The sequence below is a fragment of the Thioalkalivibrio sp. genome, from assembly GCF_041685615.1.
Taxonomy (GTDB): Bacteria; Pseudomonadota; Gammaproteobacteria; order Ectothiorhodospirales; family Ectothiorhodospiraceae; genus Thioalkalivibrio.
In genome coordinates this window covers 24146-40685 of the sequence record NZ_JAWLFK010000019.1, presented here as the reverse complement: position 1 = coordinate 40685, position 16540 = coordinate 24146, and the positions used below count along the sequence as shown (strand labels likewise).

Annotated in this window: 16 protein-coding genes; 1 reads left to right on the top strand and 15 read right to left on the bottom strand. The window is 66.1% G+C overall.

The features are described 5' to 3' along the window. From ACESLR_RS05765 to ACESLR_RS05710, 12 genes are all read right to left on the bottom strand, one after another. On the bottom strand, nucleotides 1-731 hold a 731-nt coding region (locus ACESLR_RS05765), incomplete at its 3' end, for a glutamate synthase-related protein (protein WP_373024844.1). 120 nt (nucleotides 732-851) lie between these two features. Beyond that, nucleotides 852-1304, bottom strand: coding sequence for a hypothetical protein (locus tag ACESLR_RS05760; protein ID WP_373024843.1), 453 nt, complete (start codon nucleotides 1302-1304; stop codon nucleotides 852-854). A gap of 68 nt (nucleotides 1305-1372) precedes the next feature. After that, complete coding sequence (locus tag ACESLR_RS05755; RefSeq protein WP_373024841.1) at nucleotides 1373-1504, bottom strand: hypothetical protein; 132 nt, start codon at nucleotides 1502-1504, stop codon at nucleotides 1373-1375. Then, nucleotides 1482-1760 (bottom strand): hypothetical protein, encoded by a 279-nt coding sequence (locus ACESLR_RS05750; RefSeq protein ID WP_373024840.1) that lies wholly within the window; start codon nucleotides 1758-1760, stop codon nucleotides 1482-1484. Before ACESLR_RS05750 ends, ACESLR_RS05755 begins: the two co-directional genes overlap by 23 nt. A 132-nt stretch (nucleotides 1761-1892) precedes the next feature. Further along, the gene (locus ACESLR_RS05745; RefSeq protein WP_373024838.1) at nucleotides 1893-2780 is read right to left on the bottom strand and encodes a PfkB family carbohydrate kinase; all 888 of its coding nucleotides are present in this window, start codon (nucleotides 2778-2780) and stop codon (nucleotides 1893-1895) included. A 20-nt stretch (nucleotides 2781-2800) separates the two neighbouring features. Beyond that, nucleotides 2801-4087 (bottom strand): GGDEF domain-containing protein, encoded by a 1287-nt coding sequence (locus tag ACESLR_RS05740; protein WP_373024837.1) that lies wholly within the window; start codon nucleotides 4085-4087, stop codon nucleotides 2801-2803. A 117-nt stretch (nucleotides 4088-4204) separates the two neighbouring features. After that, a complete protein-coding gene (locus ACESLR_RS05735) occupies nucleotides 4205-5086 on the bottom strand; it encodes an endonuclease/exonuclease/phosphatase family protein (protein WP_373024836.1) in 882 nt (293 codons plus the stop codon). Nucleotides 5087-5123: 37 nt separating this feature from the next. Beyond that, nucleotides 5124-6764 carry an acetolactate synthase large subunit gene (locus ACESLR_RS05730; protein ID WP_373024835.1) on the bottom strand — a complete coding sequence of 547 codons (1641 nt, stop codon included), beginning with the start codon at nucleotides 6762-6764 and terminating at the stop codon, nucleotides 5124-5126. Between the two features lie 27 nt (nucleotides 6765-6791). After that, nucleotides 6792-7424, bottom strand: coding sequence for a thiol:disulfide interchange protein DsbA/DsbL (locus tag ACESLR_RS05725; protein WP_373024834.1), 633 nt, complete (start codon nucleotides 7422-7424; stop codon nucleotides 6792-6794). Then, nucleotides 7425-8597 carry a c-type cytochrome biogenesis protein CcsB gene (ccsB, locus tag ACESLR_RS05720; protein WP_373024833.1) on the bottom strand — a complete coding sequence of 391 codons (1173 nt, stop codon included), beginning with the start codon at nucleotides 8595-8597 and terminating at the stop codon, nucleotides 7425-7427. A gap of 26 nt (nucleotides 8598-8623) precedes the next feature. Further along, entirely contained in the window at nucleotides 8624-10693 is a 2070-nt protein-coding gene (locus tag ACESLR_RS05715) for a cytochrome c biogenesis protein ResB (RefSeq protein WP_373024832.1), read from the bottom strand. 264 nt (nucleotides 10694-10957) lie between these two features. Then, the gene (locus ACESLR_RS05710) at nucleotides 10958-11581 is read right to left on the bottom strand and encodes a c-type cytochrome (RefSeq protein ID WP_373024831.1); all 624 of its coding nucleotides are present in this window, start codon (nucleotides 11579-11581) and stop codon (nucleotides 10958-10960) included. 162 nt (nucleotides 11582-11743) lie between these two features. Between ACESLR_RS05710 and yihA the strand changes: the two genes are divergently transcribed. Further along, nucleotides 11744-12373 carry a ribosome biogenesis GTP-binding protein YihA/YsxC gene (gene yihA, locus ACESLR_RS05705; protein WP_373024830.1) on the top strand — a complete coding sequence of 210 codons (630 nt, stop codon included), beginning with the start codon at nucleotides 11744-11746 and terminating at the stop codon, nucleotides 12371-12373. Nucleotides 12374-12630: 257 nt separating this feature from the next. On the opposite strand, the gene ACESLR_RS05700 is transcribed toward yihA, so the two are convergent. From ACESLR_RS05700 to polA, 3 genes are read right to left on the bottom strand one after another with little or no spacing between them, the layout of a single operon-like run. Then, nucleotides 12631-13278, bottom strand: a complete 648-nt coding sequence (locus tag ACESLR_RS05700; protein WP_373024829.1) for an SCO family protein — start codon at nucleotides 13276-13278, stop codon at nucleotides 12631-12633. Nucleotides 13279-13289: 11 nt separating this feature from the next. Beyond that, on the bottom strand, nucleotides 13290-13808 hold the full coding sequence (locus ACESLR_RS05695; RefSeq protein ID WP_373024828.1) for a hypothetical protein: 519 nt from the start codon (nucleotides 13806-13808) through the stop codon (nucleotides 13290-13292). Next, a complete protein-coding gene (polA, locus tag ACESLR_RS05690; RefSeq protein WP_373024827.1) occupies nucleotides 13809-16511 on the bottom strand; it encodes a DNA polymerase I in 2703 nt (900 codons plus the stop codon). Nucleotides 16512-16540 lie beyond the last annotated feature (29 nt).

The window sequence follows — 16540 nt, the reverse complement described above, 5'->3', positions numbered from 1 at the left end:
CCGCCCTTGCCGGGCTTGGCCCCCTGGCTCAGCTTGATCTCAAACATGCGCACCGGTGCCAGGGCGGCCAGGTCCCGAAGCCGGTCATGATCCAGCCGGCCGTCCGGCGTCCGTACCCCGTATTTGGCCGTGCCGATCTGGAACACGAGATCGCATCCGGCCTCCAGGTGGTATGGCGAAAGTCCCCCTTCGCCGGTGTTGAGCCAGCAGCCCGCCCGTGCGGCACCCTGAGTGAGGGCCTGCACCGCAGGTTTGGAGACGGCCCCGTAACTCATGCCCGAGATGTTGAACAGCGAGGGGGCCGCGTAGGGACGGGGGCACTGCGGACCGATAACGAGTGGTTCGCTGGTTGCCGCGTCGGTCGCCAGAGTGGGAAAGGGACAGTTGACGAAGAACACCGAGCCGACGGGTGTGAGATCGCGCGTGGAGCCGAAGCTCGCCGTGGTATCCAGGTCCTTCGAGGCGCGGTAGACAAAGCTGCGCTGGGCGCGGTTGAAGGGGAGTTCCTCGCGGTCCATTGCGAAGAAGTACTGGCGAAAGAACTTGCCGAGGTGCTCCAGCAGATAGCGCAGCCGGCCGACGACAGGATAGTTGTGGCGGATCGCCTGGGTTCGCTGGGTACGGTCGATGATGTAAAGCACCACCAGCGCGGCGATGGTGCTGCCCACCACGAAGATGAACAGCAGCGACATGAACTCCATCAGGCCGATCAGCCAGCCGGACTGTCCCATGGTGGCCTCTCCCCGGGTGGTAACCCGTTTGCCTGGACCTGTCTCCGAGTATTGGCGTACCGGGGCGCGCGCGTAAGGGTCGAGCGTCCGGCAGCCGTGTCCCAGGGTCCGGGGGTACTTTCAGGTTGCACCGACGGCTATCTCGCCCACCCACTGGCCGGCGCGATAATCCAGCCAGAGATTGCGCGGCACCATGCGCTGGGCGCCGACGCTGGACAGCTCGCGGCGGGCGGGGTAGCCGGCGGCAAACGCCTCGGGCGAGCAGACATCGGATTCCACCGTGCTCGCCCGGACGCGCAGGTGATCGCCGGCCTCGACAAAGTCCGATCGACTCGGGGTGTCGTGGAACAGCACGCGTTTTTTCACTACGCAGGAAAAGTAGAGTTGCATTTCCACATAGAGGGGTGTTGCGCGGGTTTGCAGGGCCTCACGGGCCCGCCCGGTGCAGTAGACGTGCACCGTCCGATCGCGCAGGGGCACATCGGCCGCCAGACGATAGGGGTGCAACCAGCGATCGATATGGGGCAGCGGATTGAATCCGGCTGCCGAGAAATACGTATGTCGAAGGGCCATTTGGAACTCCTTGTACGGGGCGATGCCGGGCCCCGGGATTGTCCGCGCGGCCCGGCAATCCCGGTGAGTTAGCCGTCAGCGGCGCGGACGTTGTCCAGCTCGTACCAGGGGGTCGGATTGATCGGGCAGCGGTAACGAAAACCGTCCTCGCTGATGGTGACCCGGGCCGATCCGGTCTCACCCGGTTGCAGCGGGAACATGGCCAGAGTCTCCTCGGTGCGATGACCAGCATCTGGAAGCCCGCGACCTTGCCGGCCTTGTCGTGACGACGAACTCGTACTCACCGGGTTTCAGGTCGGCCAGGGTTTCCTTCGCGGCAAAATAGCCGTTGTGTTGTTGCAGGTGGAGGCGGGTAACGTCTTCGGCACTCGCGGTGGTCGAGAACGCCCGCGCGATGGGCAGGACCAGGCTCAGCGCCAGGCCCCCGATGCTGCGTGTACGGATGGAATGATGCATGACCATGCCTCCTCAAATGGGCTTGTGAGCGGGCGATCGGCCATTGAGCGCCCCGTTCCTCAAGGTAGAGGGGGCAACGTGGGGTGGATATGCCGCGGGGTGCGGTCTTTGTGTCCGGGCGTCCCGGTGCTGTCAGGCCGAGCGCCAGCCGCGCGAAGCCTCGCGATAGAAGGCAGCATCCGCGGTGGTGGCACCCTGCAGGGAGCAGACGGCGGCCGCGAACCCGAGCGCGCGCTCGAGGATGGTCGCCCAGGGCCAGTCGTGTTGCAGGCCGATGATGGCGACACTGGCGAATGCATCGCCGGCGCCCACGGCGTCGCGGAAGCCGTCGACGGTGGGGGCCGGGGCCTGCCAGTGCTGTCCGTCGACCGTGTGGATGCCGGCGCCGTCGGCGCCCTGCGTGATGATCAGGGCAGAGCGGATGGCCGCCCGTGCCAGAAGCGTGGCCGGGCGCTCCGTTGCGGCGACGTCCGGGGCCAGCGTGGCGGCCTCGTCGGTATTCAGCTTGACCACGTCGGCCCCGCGCATCAGTGCGAGGACGTCGGTGGGTTTGTACCACGGTGCACGCAGGTTCACGTCGACGAAGCGCCGGCGCGCGCGGGCCTGGAGGCGTTCCAGCAGGTCCCGGTTGCCGGAGCGCAGGGCCAGCGTGCCGTGATAGAGCAGCGCGGCGGTCTCGGGGAGTGCCTTTGCCCAGTCCGCCGGAACATCGTCGTAGGCCTGGTCGGGCACGATGGTGTAGGTCGGCTCGCCGTCGTCCAGTGCGATGCGGACCTGGCCGGTAGGGGCCGACGGGTGGCGGAACAGCCCCCGGGTGTCCATCGCGATGCGGTCCATGCGTGCGCGGATGTCGCGCCCGTCCGCGTCCTCCCCGATGCCGCCGACGAAACACGCCGACTCGCCCAGCTGGTGCAGGTTCCAGGCGACGTTGAACGGGGCCCCCCCGAGCACGCGTGTGCCGTCGGGGAAGCAGTCGAACAGGACTTCGCCGAAGATCAGGTGGGGTTGCGGTGCGTTCATGGCATCCCTCGACACAGGAATCAGTCGCGGGTCCGCTCGATGCGGTCGCGACCCCGCTTCTTGGCCTGCAGCAGGGCATGGTCGGCCGCGTCGAAGATCATCTCCGGCGTGGCGGCGGGGTCGATGCCGGCCAGACCGGCGGAGATGGTGACGTTCAGGCGGGTTTTCCCGGCCCGCACGATCAGGCGGTCCACGGCCTCCCGGATCGCGTCGGCCTGTTCGTGCGCGGCCGCAGGTTCCCGATGGAGGATCATCACGAATTCCTCGCCGCCGTAGCGCGCGACAAAGTCGGGTTCGCGGACGCCCTCGGCGAGGATTTCGGCGACCGCGCGCAGAACCTTGTCGCCCGCGGTGTGGCCGTATTCGTCATTGATGACCTTGAAGTGGTCGATGTCCCAGACGAGCAGCGAGGCGGTGCCGGACTGCTTCAACTCCGCGGGGAGCTGTTGCAGGCGTTGCTCGAACGCCGTGCGATTGGGCAGGCCGGTCAGGCTGTCGCGCGTCGCTTCGGCACGGGCCTGCTCCAGCCGGGTGCGCAGTGCCTGCACCTGTCCCTCCAGGCTGCGACCCTTGGAGCGCAGGGCCTGGTTGCGTTCCAGTGCGGCCAGCAGTTCGCTTTCCTGCTCGTTGCGGAAGGCCGTGACCCGTTCCACCATGCGGTCCAGACCGCGGCTGACTTCGGTGCGCAGGGTCGGCAAGTCCTTGATGTCGACGACCCGGCCCTTGATTTGCGCGACATCGCCGGAGATGCCGGCATGCAGCTCCGAGACCGATTCGCGGGCGCGTTCGCTGCGCGCTTCGTCCTCGGACAGGGCAGTGTCGACATCCTCCAGGCGATGCCAGATCTCGCCGACGACCTCGGTAAGCTCTTCGCGCTCGGTCATGGCTTTCTGGCACTTGTCGTGCAGCACCGAGAACAGGCGGCCCAGGGTGCGCTCGATCTCTGCCTTGTCGCGTCGGTCGGCCGCGCGGGCCAGGGCGTCCACTTCGGAGTCGAGAAACTCGAAGCCGTGGAGGCCGCGGCGTACGACCTCGAGGATGCCCTCGGCAAGGTCCTGGCGCTGGTCGCTGGAACGCACGGCATCGGCCAGCTGGCCGCTCAGGCGGTCCAGCCAGGCGGTATCGCCGGGGTCGGATTCGATGGCACGGCTCAGATCGCGTACGGCCCCCTCCAGCGCCGGGACCTTCGCGGAAACGACGGCGAGCGCGCGCAACGCAACCCGTCGGGTGGCGTCCTGAACGGAACGTTCCCGCTCCAGCGATCGTTCGAGGTCGATGACGGTTTTTCGCAGATCGCTGTCGGACATCGGGAAATCCCGGAAGTTAGGCGTGCCTATTTAAACGCGGAAGTGGGGTGGATGCCAGGGGAACACGGACTCGTGTGCACACCCGCGTTCGAACCGTACCCGTCTTTCGGCATCGGTTTAGTGCGCTGGATCATGAAGGGCCTGGCGCTGGGGCAGTTCGATCTCGATACCGACCGGGAGGTGGTCCGACAGGGCCACGTTGTAGACACGCACGTCGCTGACGTGCAGGTCCGGCGTGAGCAGGATGTGGTCGAAGACCAGGCGCGGGTCCCAGGCGGGATAGGTCGCGGGGCAGGCCATGGGTTCCATCAGGCCGGTGCGCGCGACCAGCTGGCGCAGTTCCTCGCTGTCCTGCTGGCAGTTGAGATCGCCCATCACCACGGCATGCGGCAGGTCCCGGATATGCTCGGCGACGTAGGCCAGCTGGGACTTGCGGGTGCGCTTGCCGAGCGCCAGGTGCAACAGGAACAGCACTAGCTCCTCGCCATCCCCCATCGCGTAGTGCGCCTCGATGGCGCCGCGCCCGGGCAGCGCGCCGGGCAGCCGGTGCATCTCGACGCGGTCCGGCTCAAGCCGCGAGAACAGGGCGAGGGAGTGCTTGGCGAACTGGCCGAGGTCGCGGTTGATGCGATTGTAGGTGTAGGGGAACTGCGCGCGTTCCGAGAGATAGGACGCCAGGTCGACGAAGTTGCTGCGAATGCTGCCGCCATCGAGTTCCTGCACGCCGACAATGTCGAACTCCGAGATAAATCGTGCGACCCGGTCCAGGTTGTCCATGCGCCCGCCGTACGGGAGCACGTGCTTCCAGCTGTTGGTCAGGTAGTGATGCAGACGGGAGGAATGGATGCCCACCTGGGCATTGAAGCTCAATAGCCGCAGGCGCTGGCTGTCCGGTTCGTGCTGGTAGCCCAGCTGTTCCCGGGCCGGCGTGTCCGGTTGTGCCGCACCCGCGTCCTCGGGGCTCGGCGCGTGGCCGGTGCCGGTCGCGATTGGGGTCATCGCGGGCGTTCTCCTGCTGGCGGGAAAGTCCGTGTTGTCAGAATGGACAAACCAGCTCGCCCAAACGTTCCGTCAGCTTCATGTTCTCGCTGTAGTCCACCGGGCAGTCGATGACGGTCACGCCGGGCTCCACGAGCGCCTCGCGCAGCGCCATCTCCAGGCTGTCACCGGGTTCGATCCGGACCCCGTGCGCGCCGAACGACTGCGCCAGTTGCACGAAGTCGGGATTGCCGAACTCGACGAAGGCCTTGCGACCGTATTCGCGTACCTGCTTCCACTCGATCAGGCCGTAGGCATTGTCGTTCCAGATCAGGACGACAAAGTTCAGGCCGAGGCGGACGGCGGTCTCCAGCTCCTGAACGTTCATCAGGAACCCGGCATCGCCGGTGACGGCGACCACCTGGCGCCCGGGGTACAGCTTCGCGGCGGCGACCGCTCCCGGGAGTGCGATCCCCATGCTGGCGAACCCGTTCGAGATCAGGCACGTGTTCGGCAGCTCGCAGCGGAACATGCGCGCCATCCAGAGCTTGTGGGCGCCGACGTCGGTGATCATGATCGCGTCGAGATCGGCCGCGGTACGCAGGTCCCAGATCAGCTTTTGCGGCTTGAGCGGTACCTGGGCGTCATCACGGTGCTCGTTCATGTCCGCGATCAGGCTTTGTCGCAGCGGGCGCAGGATGGTTTCCTCACGCGGACTGACCTGCTCGGCCAGGCGGTGCAGACAGGTCGTCAGGTCGCCCAGGACCTCGGCGGTCACGCTGTAGTGTCCGTCGATTTCGGCCGGGGCCGAGTCCACGTGGATCAGCGTGCGGTCGCCGTCCGGGTGCCAGAAGCTGGGCGGGTATTCCACCAGGTCGTAGCCGATGCAGACGATGACGTCGGCCTTGTGAAAGCCAAAATTCACGAAATCCTGGCTTTGCAATCCGACCGAGCCCAGTGCCAGCGGATGCCGGAATGGCAGCACGCCCTTGGCCATGAAGGTATTCGCCACCGGGATATTCAGGGCGCTGGCGAGCGCGGCCAGGGCGCCACTGGCGCCGGAGCGGATGACGCCGTTGCCGGCGAGGATCAGCGGGTGGTGGGCCTCGTTCAACAGCCGCGCGGCCGCTTCCAGCGAAGCGTCGGCCGGTACGGCCGCGGGTCCGGAGTGCACCGGCAGGGGTGGATTCGGGCACGGGAGGGAAGCGATGTTCTCCGGCAGCTCGAGAAAGCTGGCCCCGGGCTTGCCGCCCTCGGCCCACTTGAAGGCCTTGCGGACCACCTCCGGAAGGATCTCGGGCTCGACCACGCTGGAGCTGTACTTGGTGATCGGCTGGAACAGGCCCTTCAGGTCCAGGACCTGGTGGGATTCCTTGTGCAGACGGTGGGTGCTGGCCTGACCGGCAATCGCGACCAGTGGGGCGTGATCCATGTTGGCGTCCGCGACCCCGGTGATCAGGTTGGTCGCCCCCGGCCCCAGTGTCGCCAGGCAGACGCCGGCGCGGCCGGAAAGCCGCCCGTGGACATCGGCCATGAAGGCCGCGCCCTGTTCGTGGCGCGTGGTGACGAACTCGATGGAGGAATCGGCGAGCGCGTCGAGAACGGCCATGTTCTCCTCGCCCGGCAGGCCGAATATCCGTTCAACCCCTTCCTGCTCGAGGCACTCGACCAGGCGCTGAGCGGTCGTCGGGTCGCTCATGGACGAACCCGTGTGTGCAAAACCGCGCTAGCCGCGGGCACGTTCGATCAGGTAGTCGGCCACCTCCAGCATTTCGTCGTGCCCGCCGGCCATGCTGGCGGAGACGATTGCCTCGCCGTTGATCACCAGGGTGGGTACGCCTTCGACCCCATAGTCCTGGACCGCTTCGGTGGCCTCGACGACCCGGCGACGGATCGCATCCGAGCGCATGGTGTCGCGGAATTCGTCCGCGTCCAGCCCCCGCTGGTCAATGAAGCGCAGGATCCCACTTTCCGAACGCAGTTGGCGGCCCTGGTCGTGGATCGCGTCGTAGAACGCCTGATGGACCTCGTCCAGCACGCCCAGCTCCTCGGCGGTGTAGTACACCCGGGCATGCAGCGCCCAGACATCGTTCATTGGTGCCGGCAGGTATTCGAACTGCACGTCGTCGGCCAGATCGGGCTTCCAGTCCTGGACCTTGGGCTCGAATTGGTAGCAGTGCGGGCAGCCGTACCAGAAGATCTCGACCACCTGGATCTTGTCGTCCTCCAGACCGGTGTCGAGAGGCGGCTGGATGGCCCGGTAGTGCTGGCCCTCGCGGTAGTCGGCGGCGAGGCTGGTACCGGTGGCGAGCAGGAGGCCGGCGCCGCTGAGGGCGCCCATGAATTCACGACGCTTCATTTAGAGTTCTCCGTAGGAATGCAGGCCGGACAGGAACATGTTCACGCCCAGGAATGCGAAGGTGGTGATGAACAGGCCCACGATCGCCCACCAGGCCATGGTCGGGCCCCGCCAGCCCTTGGTAAAGCGCATGTGCAGCCAGGCCGCGTAGTTCAGCCAGACGATCAGCGCCCAGGTCTCCTTCGGGTCCCAGGACCAGTAGCCGCCCCAGGCCTCGGCTGCCCACATTGCGCCCAGCACGGTGGCGATGGTGAAGAAGGCGAAGCCGATCGCGATGGACTTGTACATGACGCTGTCCAGCGTCTCCGTGCTTGGGATGCGGCGGGTGATTGCGGCGTCGGGCCGTGTGCCGTCCAGCCGGTTCCGGACGAGGAAGGCGACGCCCAGCATCGCGGCGATGGCGAAGCCACCGTAGCCCACGAAGTTGGAGGGTACGTGGATCTTCATCCACCAGCTGTTCAGTGCCGGTACCAGTGGCTCGACCACATGCGCTTCCCGGTCGAACATGTACCACAGCAGGAAGGTGACCGCGGCCGCGATGACCAGCATCACGAATGCGCCCATGTTGCGCGAGCCGGTGCGCTGTTCGTAGTACAGGTACATCAGTGTGGTCAGGGCCGCGAACAGGATGAAGACTTCGTAGAGGTTGGCAACCGGGATATAGCCCCAGGTCGGATCGGTCAGGTAGATCTCGCGCCAGCGCACCAGCAATGCCATGGCACCGGCGCCCGCGCCCACCCAGGCAAAGGCGGCGCCTACGCGCGAGGGGAAGTCGGAGTTGGAGAAGAGGCCCAGCAGATAGGCGACGGTGGAGAGATACAGGAACACGCTCATCCACATGACGCCGGCCTGGCCGGAGCCGATGTAGTTCAGCCAGAAGTTGGTCTCGTTCGCGGCCAGGTTGTCGCCATAGAGCCAGATGCCGAACAGCGCCAGTACCCCGACAATGATCGAGAACGCCTTCCACGGCCGCCAGAACCAGCCCAGCCAGGCGCTGGTGCCGACCGCGAGCATCAGCCCGCCGATGTCGTAACGGTCCATGTTCTCGCCAAACAGCGTCAGCGAGATCGTTGCGACGGTGGCCATGAGGGCAAAGTAGCCCCAGTCGCGCAACTGCAGTTGCCGGAAGAAACCGGGCCGTTCGAAATCCAGGGCCTCGTGGGGTACTGACATGATGTGCTCCTCCGACTACTCGCGGGTCATGTGTTCTTGTTGTGAGAGTCTTCGCGTTGCGGGTCCGAGCCGACCGGCTTCTGGTCGATGATCCACCGCTTAAGATGCGCGAAACGTTCCTCGAATTCCACTTTGTGACGGTTGCTGGTGCCGGCCATCACCACGTGGGTGCCCTCGCCGTCCTCGCGCCGCCGCGCCATGATCCACAGACGCTGGTACGACACGTAGAACAGCAGGAAGATCCCGATGATCAGCATGGTACTGCCGGCGTAAACCGTGCTTTGGCCCGGTGCGCGGGCGATCTGCAGGCCCGAGGCCTCGCGGTGCTCGAAGTCCTTCAGATGGAAGAAGAACGGCGACTGATACAGGCTGATCGCGTTGATCGCCGAGATGGCGTCTTCCAGGAAACGTTGTTCCTCCTCTTGGATCGAGACCACACCCTCGTCCTGCAGGACCTCCATGTAAAGCCCCTGGAGGCCGGCGTGGAGGATGCGAATCATCAGATCGCGCACCTCGTCGATACGCTCGGCGGGCACGCGGCGCTCGATTTCCTCGTGCACGGCCCCGTAGCCGCCCTCGGCGAACAGGCCCATCAGTTCGGCCGTGGTACGGGCGATGGCCTCGCTCTGCTCGTCTGGCACCGTGTCGTCGTCACGTGCCACCTGTTGGGCAATCGCGTTTCGCACCTCGGGATTGTGCAACATGGCCAGATACGTGCGGAAGCGCTCCAGCGAGTCGTCACTGTCGGCAGGCAGGAACAAATAGTTGAACTCGTCGGCCGGGGTCTCGCGCACGCCGCTGAGGAAGTACATCGCACCCTCCTGGAGGGCCGGGCGCATGTAATTGCGGTAGTACAGGCCTTGCCCGGTGCGGTCGATCAAGCGGAAGTCGAAGCTCGGACCCAACTGCCGGTCCTCGCGCACACCTTCTTCATTCAGCAGCGGGACTACGTTCTCCGAACGGAAGTTGATGAACTCGACGGTGCGGTTGCCGCCGTCCGGGGTCGGAACGTCCATCTCCTGGAATACACGTCCTGGAACCTCGAGCTCCTGCAAAGCCTCGGCACCGAGCGGGATGGCGTCGATATCCAGCTTGGTGCCGCCGTCGGCAAAGCTGGCCTGATAGATCGCGTAGCCATCGTAGATCAGCGGGTGATTGACCGAGATGGTGTGGCGCAGCGGCTCGTCACGGTCCGGATCATGGATAACCAGGTCGGACTCGTAAGACTGTTCTGCTCCGGTGGAAAAGCGCTCGATGCGGAACTCCTCGAGCTCGATCCGGAACGGCAGCTCCTGCACGTAATAGCCCTCGCGCACCGGCAGAAAGACCACGTTGGCCGAGGCGCCCTCCGGAATTTCCACCGAACCGCGGAACGACGGGTTCCACTCCGGCACCCAGGCCGAACGCGGGACCTCCGAGATCGGTACGCTGCGGGTCTCGATCTCCAGGTTCCCCAGCCATTCGTTGAGCTTGAGGAGAGTCGTGCCGTCGGCCAGGGCGCCCACGCAGATCACGACGATGCCGACATGGGTCAGCAGGTAGCCCATGCGATTCCAGCGCCCGCGCATGGCTGCGATCACAGTCTGCCCTTCGCTGGTTTTTTCGCGCGCCCTGAAGCCCTGGGCCTTCAGTACCCGGTGGGCATGCTGGGCGAATTCCTCCTGCGGCTGGTCGAGGTCGCCGGTGGCGCTGGAATGGAACGAGCGCAGGGACTTTTCCTTGACCTGCAGGTTGTAGCGGCGCAGATCCTTCAGGAGCCCGGGCGACTGGCGATAGACACAGAACGATGTGGAAACGACCAGGAAGGCCACCACCAGCAGGAACCAGGTGGCCGAATAGACCTGGTACAGCCCCATCCCGGCAAAGACCTCGTGCCAGAAGGGTCCGAAGTCCATCAGGTATTCGGTGTAGGGCTCGTTCTGCACCAGTACGGTGCCGATTACCGATGCGATGGCGAGCGCGACCAGCAAGGTGATGGCCAGGCTCATCGAGCCCATGAAATCGACGATGATCCGGGTTCGCCGCGGCTTGCGGGCGGCCTTCTGACGGGATGCTGGGGCCGGGCCGGCGGTTGCGGCCTGATCGTTATTCGACATTCTGAAACCTGCTTTAACCCTGGCGACTATGCGAAGCAACCCGACGGGGATTCAATTTCCAAGACAAACTGCACGGACGTTTCGTGAGCACCGGGTGGACCGAGGGTGCGCCGTGAAGTTCGCCGCGTCCCACCATGACGCGTCCGGCAGTGGCGGCATTCCCGCGCGAAACATTTTCTTTCGGCCAATGAAAAGGGGCGGCCTAGGCCGCCCCTTCCCTGGGTCGCTCCGCCGCCGGTCCTGCGCGGCGCACCCGCAGCCGGATCAGTTGTTCGGCTGCAGACCGGCCATGTACTGGGACACGGCCTCGATGTCCTCGTCGGACAGGTTGCCCGCGATATTGCGCATCATCTGACCATTGTCGTTGGCGCGCTCGCCGCTGCGGAAGTAGCGCAGCTGGTCGGCGTTGTACTGTGCGTGCTGCCCGGCGACGGCCGGGAACATGGCTTCCGGATTGCCACTGCCGTTGGGGCCGTGGCAGGCGACGCAGGCGGCAACGTTCTCTGACGGGATGCCACCGCGGTAGATCTGTTCGCCGCGCTCGACGACCTCTTCGTCGGCGGTGCCCTCGCTGGTCTCCTGTTCGGCGAAGTAGGCCGCCAGGTCACGCATGTCCTGCTCGTCCAGGTCCGCGACCTGGCCCAGCATCAGGCTGTTCTCGCGGCGTTCGGACTTGTAGTCCTCAAGCTGCTTGACGAGGTACTTCGAATGCTGGCCGGCGAGCTTGGGCCATTCCGGATTGTTGCTGTTGCCGTCCGCCTGGTGGCAGGACGCGCAGGCCTCGGACAGTTCCTGGCCGCGCTGAGGATCGCCCGCCTGGGCCGCCGACAGCGGGAGCAGCAGGGATACGGACAGGGCAGCAAAGAGAGCGGAAAGCTTGTGGTTCATGACGGAGAATCTCCTGCTTGTAAATGCGTGCCGGGTCTCGACCCGTTCCTTGTGCCCCGTGGCAGGGCGATCAACATAAGGGGCGCAGTTTATAGCACAATGCTAATTTGTGCTCAAAAATAAACCGAGTCCGGCACTCGGCAAAGGACGTTTTCTCGCCCCATGGAACCGCGATTTCGTGAAACCGAATTCCTGCTTGGCGTGGCGCAGATTGCGCAGCTGCCGGCCGACACCGGCATCGAGATCGCCTTTGCCGGACGCTCCAACGCCGGCAAGTCCAGCGCCCTGAATGCCCTGTGCGGCCGCAAGGCGCTGGCGCGGGTCGGCCGCACCCCCGGCCGCACCCAGGAAATCAATCTCTTCAGTCTGCCGCCCGCCGAGCACTGGCGTCTGGTGGACCTGCCGGGGTACGGCTATGCGAAGGTCTCGGCCGGCAAGCGCGCCGAATGGGACCAGCTTCTTGGCGGCTATCTGCGAAAGCGCCAGTGCCTGATCGGGCTGGTTCTGATCATGGATATACGCCGCCCGCTGACCGAGCTGGATCGCCAGCTGCTCGGCTGGGTCCCACTGGAGCGCTGCCGGCTGCACTGCCTGCTGACCAAGGCGGACAAGCTCTCGCGCCAGGAGGCCGATCGGCAGTTGCGCAAGGCGCACGGGGAACTGGAAGCGATGGGCGTGGAGGCAACGCTCCAGACCTTCTCCTCGCTGAAGAACCAGGGCGTCGATGACCTGCGCGGCCTCCTGGGCGACTGGCTGGCCGAGCACGATGCGGGCGGCCTGGCGGCCGGGTGAGGAACCGCGTCCCCGCGTCTCGCGAAATCCAGACAAAAAGAAGCCCCGGCCTTGGGGTGGGACCGGGGCTAATTTCGGCCTCTACAGGGGGGAGAGAGGCCTATTGCCCGCTCAGGGAGAGAAGCGGGCCGCGCTGGGCTAGAGCGCTCAGTGAATGAGAAAGCGGTGCGCGGCCAAAGTTCCGGCCGGGTGCTTCTGGATTGCGAAATTTTTCACAGAATCCATCTTTTCGGGCTGCGTGAGCCTGCGGCCGCGGCCTAATCCCGATCGGCGCCCCGTTCCATGTGCCTCTGGAGGCCCTGCACCAGGTCGTCGGCCGGCGTTCCATGCGGGTAGATCTCCAGCAGTTTGCCTTCCGGTCCCACCAGGTAGGTGGATGAACTGTGATCCACCACATACCCCATGGCCGAGTCGATCTCGGTGCGCTCGTAGAACACCCCGTAGCGTTCCGTGATCGGCTGGAGCTCCTCGTGGCTGCCGGTGGCGGCCTGGATGGCCGGGTGGAAGTGCCCGACATAGGTCTCCAGGCGCTGCGCGTCGTCGCGTTCCGGGTCGACGCTCACCAGTACGGCGGCCACCTCGTCCTCCAACTCGGGAGGCAGACGATCCAGCGCGGCGCTGATCCAGCCGAGGCTGGTCGGGCAGGCATCCGGGCAGGCGGTATAGCCGAAGTACACCCAGACGTATTGACCTTCCAGGTCCGCAAGGCGGAACCGGTCGCCCTCGGTGGAGACCGGCAGTTCGATCGGCCCGCCGGAGACTGCATCGGCCACCGGGAGCTGCTCGTGGTCGGCCCCCTGGGACAGGGGCGGCGACGTCGGACGCAGCATTACCAAGACGAGCAGGGCGCCGGCCGCAAGCACGGCCAGGCCCCACAACAGGGTGCTCAGCGGAATACGCTGCATGTCGGTCTCCCTCAGGGTGCCACGGCCTGGCCGCGGCGGGTGATGAAGCGGAACTGGACCCGGGCCGCCTCGGGGTCACCCGCGGGCATCACGGTGGCTGCCCAGGTCATGGCCTCGGTGGTACAGATGGGCAGCGTTGTCTCGCCGGTGTAGCGCCCGTTGCCGGTGTGTTCCAGCCGCGGGCGCTGGAAGCCCATGTACATCTCCACCCCCGCCAGGTCCAGCTCCAGGGCCTCCGGTTCGCCCAGGCTGCTGCGGGCGGCTGCATCCAGTTCCAGGGTCAGGTCCAGTCGTTGCAGCATCGGCACCGGGCGCGGTGCGATCGCCAGGGTCAGCGTGCCGCCGGCCGGATGGGGGGCGCTGCAGGGCCGCGTGTTCAGGTCGCAGTCGCCGGGCTGGACGATGGTGATGCCGTCGGAGCCACCGGTATCCAGATAGCGATCGGCCAGTACCCAGGCCGTCGCCAGCAGCAGGACCGCGACCAGCCAGGGGGCGACCCGGTTGAAACCCTTCGCAAGCGAGCCGGCCATCTAGTGCGCGTCGTCCCAGTTGGCGCCGGTGCCGACATCCACCACCAGCTCCACGTCGAGCTCGGCCGCACCGCTCATGGCCCCGCGCACGAGCGTGGTCAGGGAGTCGATCGCATCGTCGGCCACCTCGAATACCAGTTCGTCGTGCACCTGCATGATCATGCGGGCGCCGATTTGCGACTCCGCGAGGTCGTTCGCGACCCGCACCATCGCGCGCTTGATGATGTCGGCGGCCGTGCCCTGCATCGGGGCGTTGATCGCGACGCGCTCGGACTGCTGGCGCCGCGCGCCGTTGCGGCTGTTGATCTCCGGCAGGTACAGGCGACGGCCAAACAAGGTCTCGACATAGCCGTTCTCGCGCCCGCTGGCGCGGGCCTTCTCCATATAGTCGTGCACGCCGGGGTAGCGGTTGAAGTAGCGGTCGATGTATTCGCGCGCCTCGCCCTGCTCGATGCCGAGGTTGCGCGCCAGTCCCCAGGCGGACATGCCGTAGATCAACCCGAAGTTGATCGCCTTGGCGGCCCGGCGCTGGTCGTTCGAGATCTGGTCCGGCTTCAGGCCGAAGACCTCGGCGGCGGTGGCACGGTGGATGTCCTGGCCCTCGGCGAAGGCCTTGAGCAGGCCCGCGTCCTGTGACAGGTGGGCCATGATGCGCAGCTCGATCTGCGAGTAGTCGGCCGCCAGCAGCTGGTGGCCCGTCTCGGCGATGAAGGCCTGGCGGATGCGCCGCCCGGCCTCGGTGCGTACCGGGATGTTCTGCAGGTTGGGTTCCGACGACGACAGGCGCCCGGTGGCCGCGCCGGCCTGGTGATAGGAGGTATGTACCCGTCCGGTTTCCGGGTGGATGCGCCGCGGTAGCGTCTCGGTGTAGGTGCTGCGCAGCTTGGACAGGCCGCGGTGCTCGAGGATCAGGCGTGGCAGGGCGTAGTCGTCCGCCATCTGTTCGAGCACGTCCTCGGCGGTGGAGGGCTGGCCCTTGGGCGTGCGCCGCAGCACCGGAAGCCCCAGGCGCTCGAACAGGATCTCCTGGATCTGCTTGGGCGAGCCGAGGTTGAACTCGCCGCCGGCCTCCGCGAAGGCCTCGCGTTCGATGCGCTCCATCTCGCTCAGCAGTTCCTGGCTCTGCTCGCCCAGCAGGTCCGGGTCCACCTTCACGCCCGCGCGTTCGATGTCTGCCAGAACCGGGACCAACGGCATCTCGATCTCGCGGTAGACGAAGGCCGGGCCCTCGGCCTCGTTCAGGCGCGGCTGGAACACGGCATCCAGCTGCAGGCAGATGTCGGCGTCCTCCCCCGCGTAGTCGGTGGCGATACCGATATCCACCTCGGCGAACGGGATCTGCTTCGCCCCCTTTCCGGCCACGTCCTCGTAGTGCGTGGTCTTGTAGTCGAGATGACGCTCGGCCAGCGAGTCGAGGTCGTGCCGGTTGGCGCCGGCGTCCAGGCAGAACGACTCCAGCAGCGTGTCATCAACGATACCGCGCAGGCTGATGCCGTGATTGCCAAGCACGTTGCGGTCGTACTTCAGGTGATGGCCGAGCTTGCCGTGGGTGTTCGATTCCAGCCAGGGCTTCAGGCGTTCAATGGTGTCGTCGAAGGGCAACTGCGGATCGGCGTCCGGCCCGGTGTGAGCCAGCGGCAGGTAGTGCGCGTTGCTCGGCTCGAACGCGAAGGACATGCCGACCAGTTCGGCACGCATGGCATCCAGGCTCGTCGTCTCGGTATCGAAGGCGACACGATCGGCCTTGTCCAGGCGCTCCAGCAGCGTTGCAAGCTCGGCCTCCTTCCGAATCGTCCGATAATCTCCTTTCCCCTGCGGCGGCCCCGGGTTGTCGCCGGCGGGTTCGCCGTTGCTGCCCTCCAGCTCCGCGCGCCAGCGCGTGAACCCGTAGCGGCGCACCAGCTCCAGCAGGCGCTCATGGTCCGGTTCCTGGATGGAAAGGTCGTCGGGGCCGACGTCCAGCTCGACATCACGCTTGACCGTGATCAGTTCGCGCGAGGTCGGCAGCCGGTCGGCGGCCGCACGCAGGTTCTCGCCGATCTTGCCGCCGATGTCGTCGGCCTGCTCCAGGATGGTATCGAGATCGCCGTACCTGGCGATCCACTTGGCTGCGGTCTTCGGGCCGACCTTGTCCACGCCCGGGATGTTGTCGACGCTGTCGCCCATGAGCGCGAGATAGTCGACGATCTGCTCCGGGGCGACGCCGAATTTCTCCTGCACGCCCTCTGGGTCCAGAGTGACGCCGCTCATGGTATTCACCAGCGTGATGCGGTCATCCACCAGCTGTGCGAGATCCTTGTCGCCGGTGGAGATCACCACGTCGTGCCCGGCACGCGCGGCCTGGTCCGAGAGGGTCGCGATCACGTCGTCGGCCTCCACGCCCTCGACGCATAGCAGGGGCAGGCCCATTGCGCGGACGAGTTCGTGCAGCGGCTCGATCTGGGCCGCCAGCTCATCCGGCATCGCCGGGCGGGTGGCCTTGTATTCAGGGTAGATGTCGTCGCGGAAGGTCTTGCCCTTGGCGTCGAACACCACCGCCATGTGCTCCGGGTCGTAGTCTGCGCGAAGCTTGCGCAGCATGTTGGCGACGCCGATCATCGCGCCGGTCGGGGCGCCGTCGGGCGCGGTGAGCGGCGGCAGCGCATGGAAGGCGCGGAAGAGATACGACGAGCCGTCGACCAGGACGAGAGGCGCTTGCGACATGGAGGCGGAATCCGGACGGGGAACGCGCG

Bases quoted from the DNA above. Each gene is read 5' to 3' on its own strand.
- ACESLR_RS05760 (WP_373024843.1), bottom strand. From the start codon at position 1,304: ATGGCCCTTCGACATACGTATTTCTCGGCAGCCGGATTCAATCCGCTG.
- ACESLR_RS05755 (WP_373024841.1), bottom strand. From the start codon at position 1,504: ATGTTCCCGCTGCAACCGGGTGAGACCGGATCGGCCCGGGTCACCATC.
- ACESLR_RS05750 (WP_373024840.1), bottom strand. From the start codon at position 1,760: ATGCATCATTCCATCCGTACACGCAGCATCGGGGGCCTGGCGCTGAGC.
- ACESLR_RS05745 (WP_373024838.1), bottom strand. From the start codon at position 2,780: ATGAACGCACCGCAACCCCACCTGATCTTCGGCGAAGTCCTGTTCGAC.
- ACESLR_RS05740 (WP_373024837.1), bottom strand. From the start codon at position 4,087: ATGTCCGACAGCGATCTGCGAAAAACCGTCATCGACCTCGAACGATCG.
- ACESLR_RS05735 (WP_373024836.1), bottom strand. From the start codon at position 5,086: ATGACCCCAATCGCGACCGGCACCGGCCACGCGCCGAGCCCCGAGGAC.
- ACESLR_RS05730 (WP_373024835.1), bottom strand. From the start codon at position 6,764: ATGAGCGACCCGACGACCGCTCAGCGCCTGGTCGAGTGCCTCGAGCAG.
- ACESLR_RS05725 (WP_373024834.1), bottom strand. From the start codon at position 7,424: ATGAAGCGTCGTGAATTCATGGGCGCCCTCAGCGGCGCCGGCCTCCTG.
- ccsB (WP_373024833.1), bottom strand. From the start codon at position 8,597: ATGTCAGTACCCCACGAGGCCCTGGATTTCGAACGGCCCGGTTTCTTC.
- ACESLR_RS05715 (WP_373024832.1), bottom strand. From the start codon at position 10,693: ATGTCGAATAACGATCAGGCCGCAACCGCCGGCCCGGCCCCAGCATCC.
- ACESLR_RS05710 (WP_373024831.1), bottom strand. From the start codon at position 11,581: ATGAACCACAAGCTTTCCGCTCTCTTTGCTGCCCTGTCCGTATCCCTG.
- yihA (WP_373024830.1), top strand. From the start codon at position 11,744: ATGGAACCGCGATTTCGTGAAACCGAATTCCTGCTTGGCGTGGCGCAG.
- ACESLR_RS05700 (WP_373024829.1), bottom strand. From the start codon at position 13,278: ATGCAGCGTATTCCGCTGAGCACCCTGTTGTGGGGCCTGGCCGTGCTT.
- ACESLR_RS05695 (WP_373024828.1), bottom strand. From the start codon at position 13,808: ATGGCCGGCTCGCTTGCGAAGGGTTTCAACCGGGTCGCCCCCTGGCTG.
- polA (WP_373024827.1), bottom strand. From the start codon at position 16,511: ATGTCGCAAGCGCCTCTCGTCCTGGTCGACGGCTCGTCGTATCTCTTC.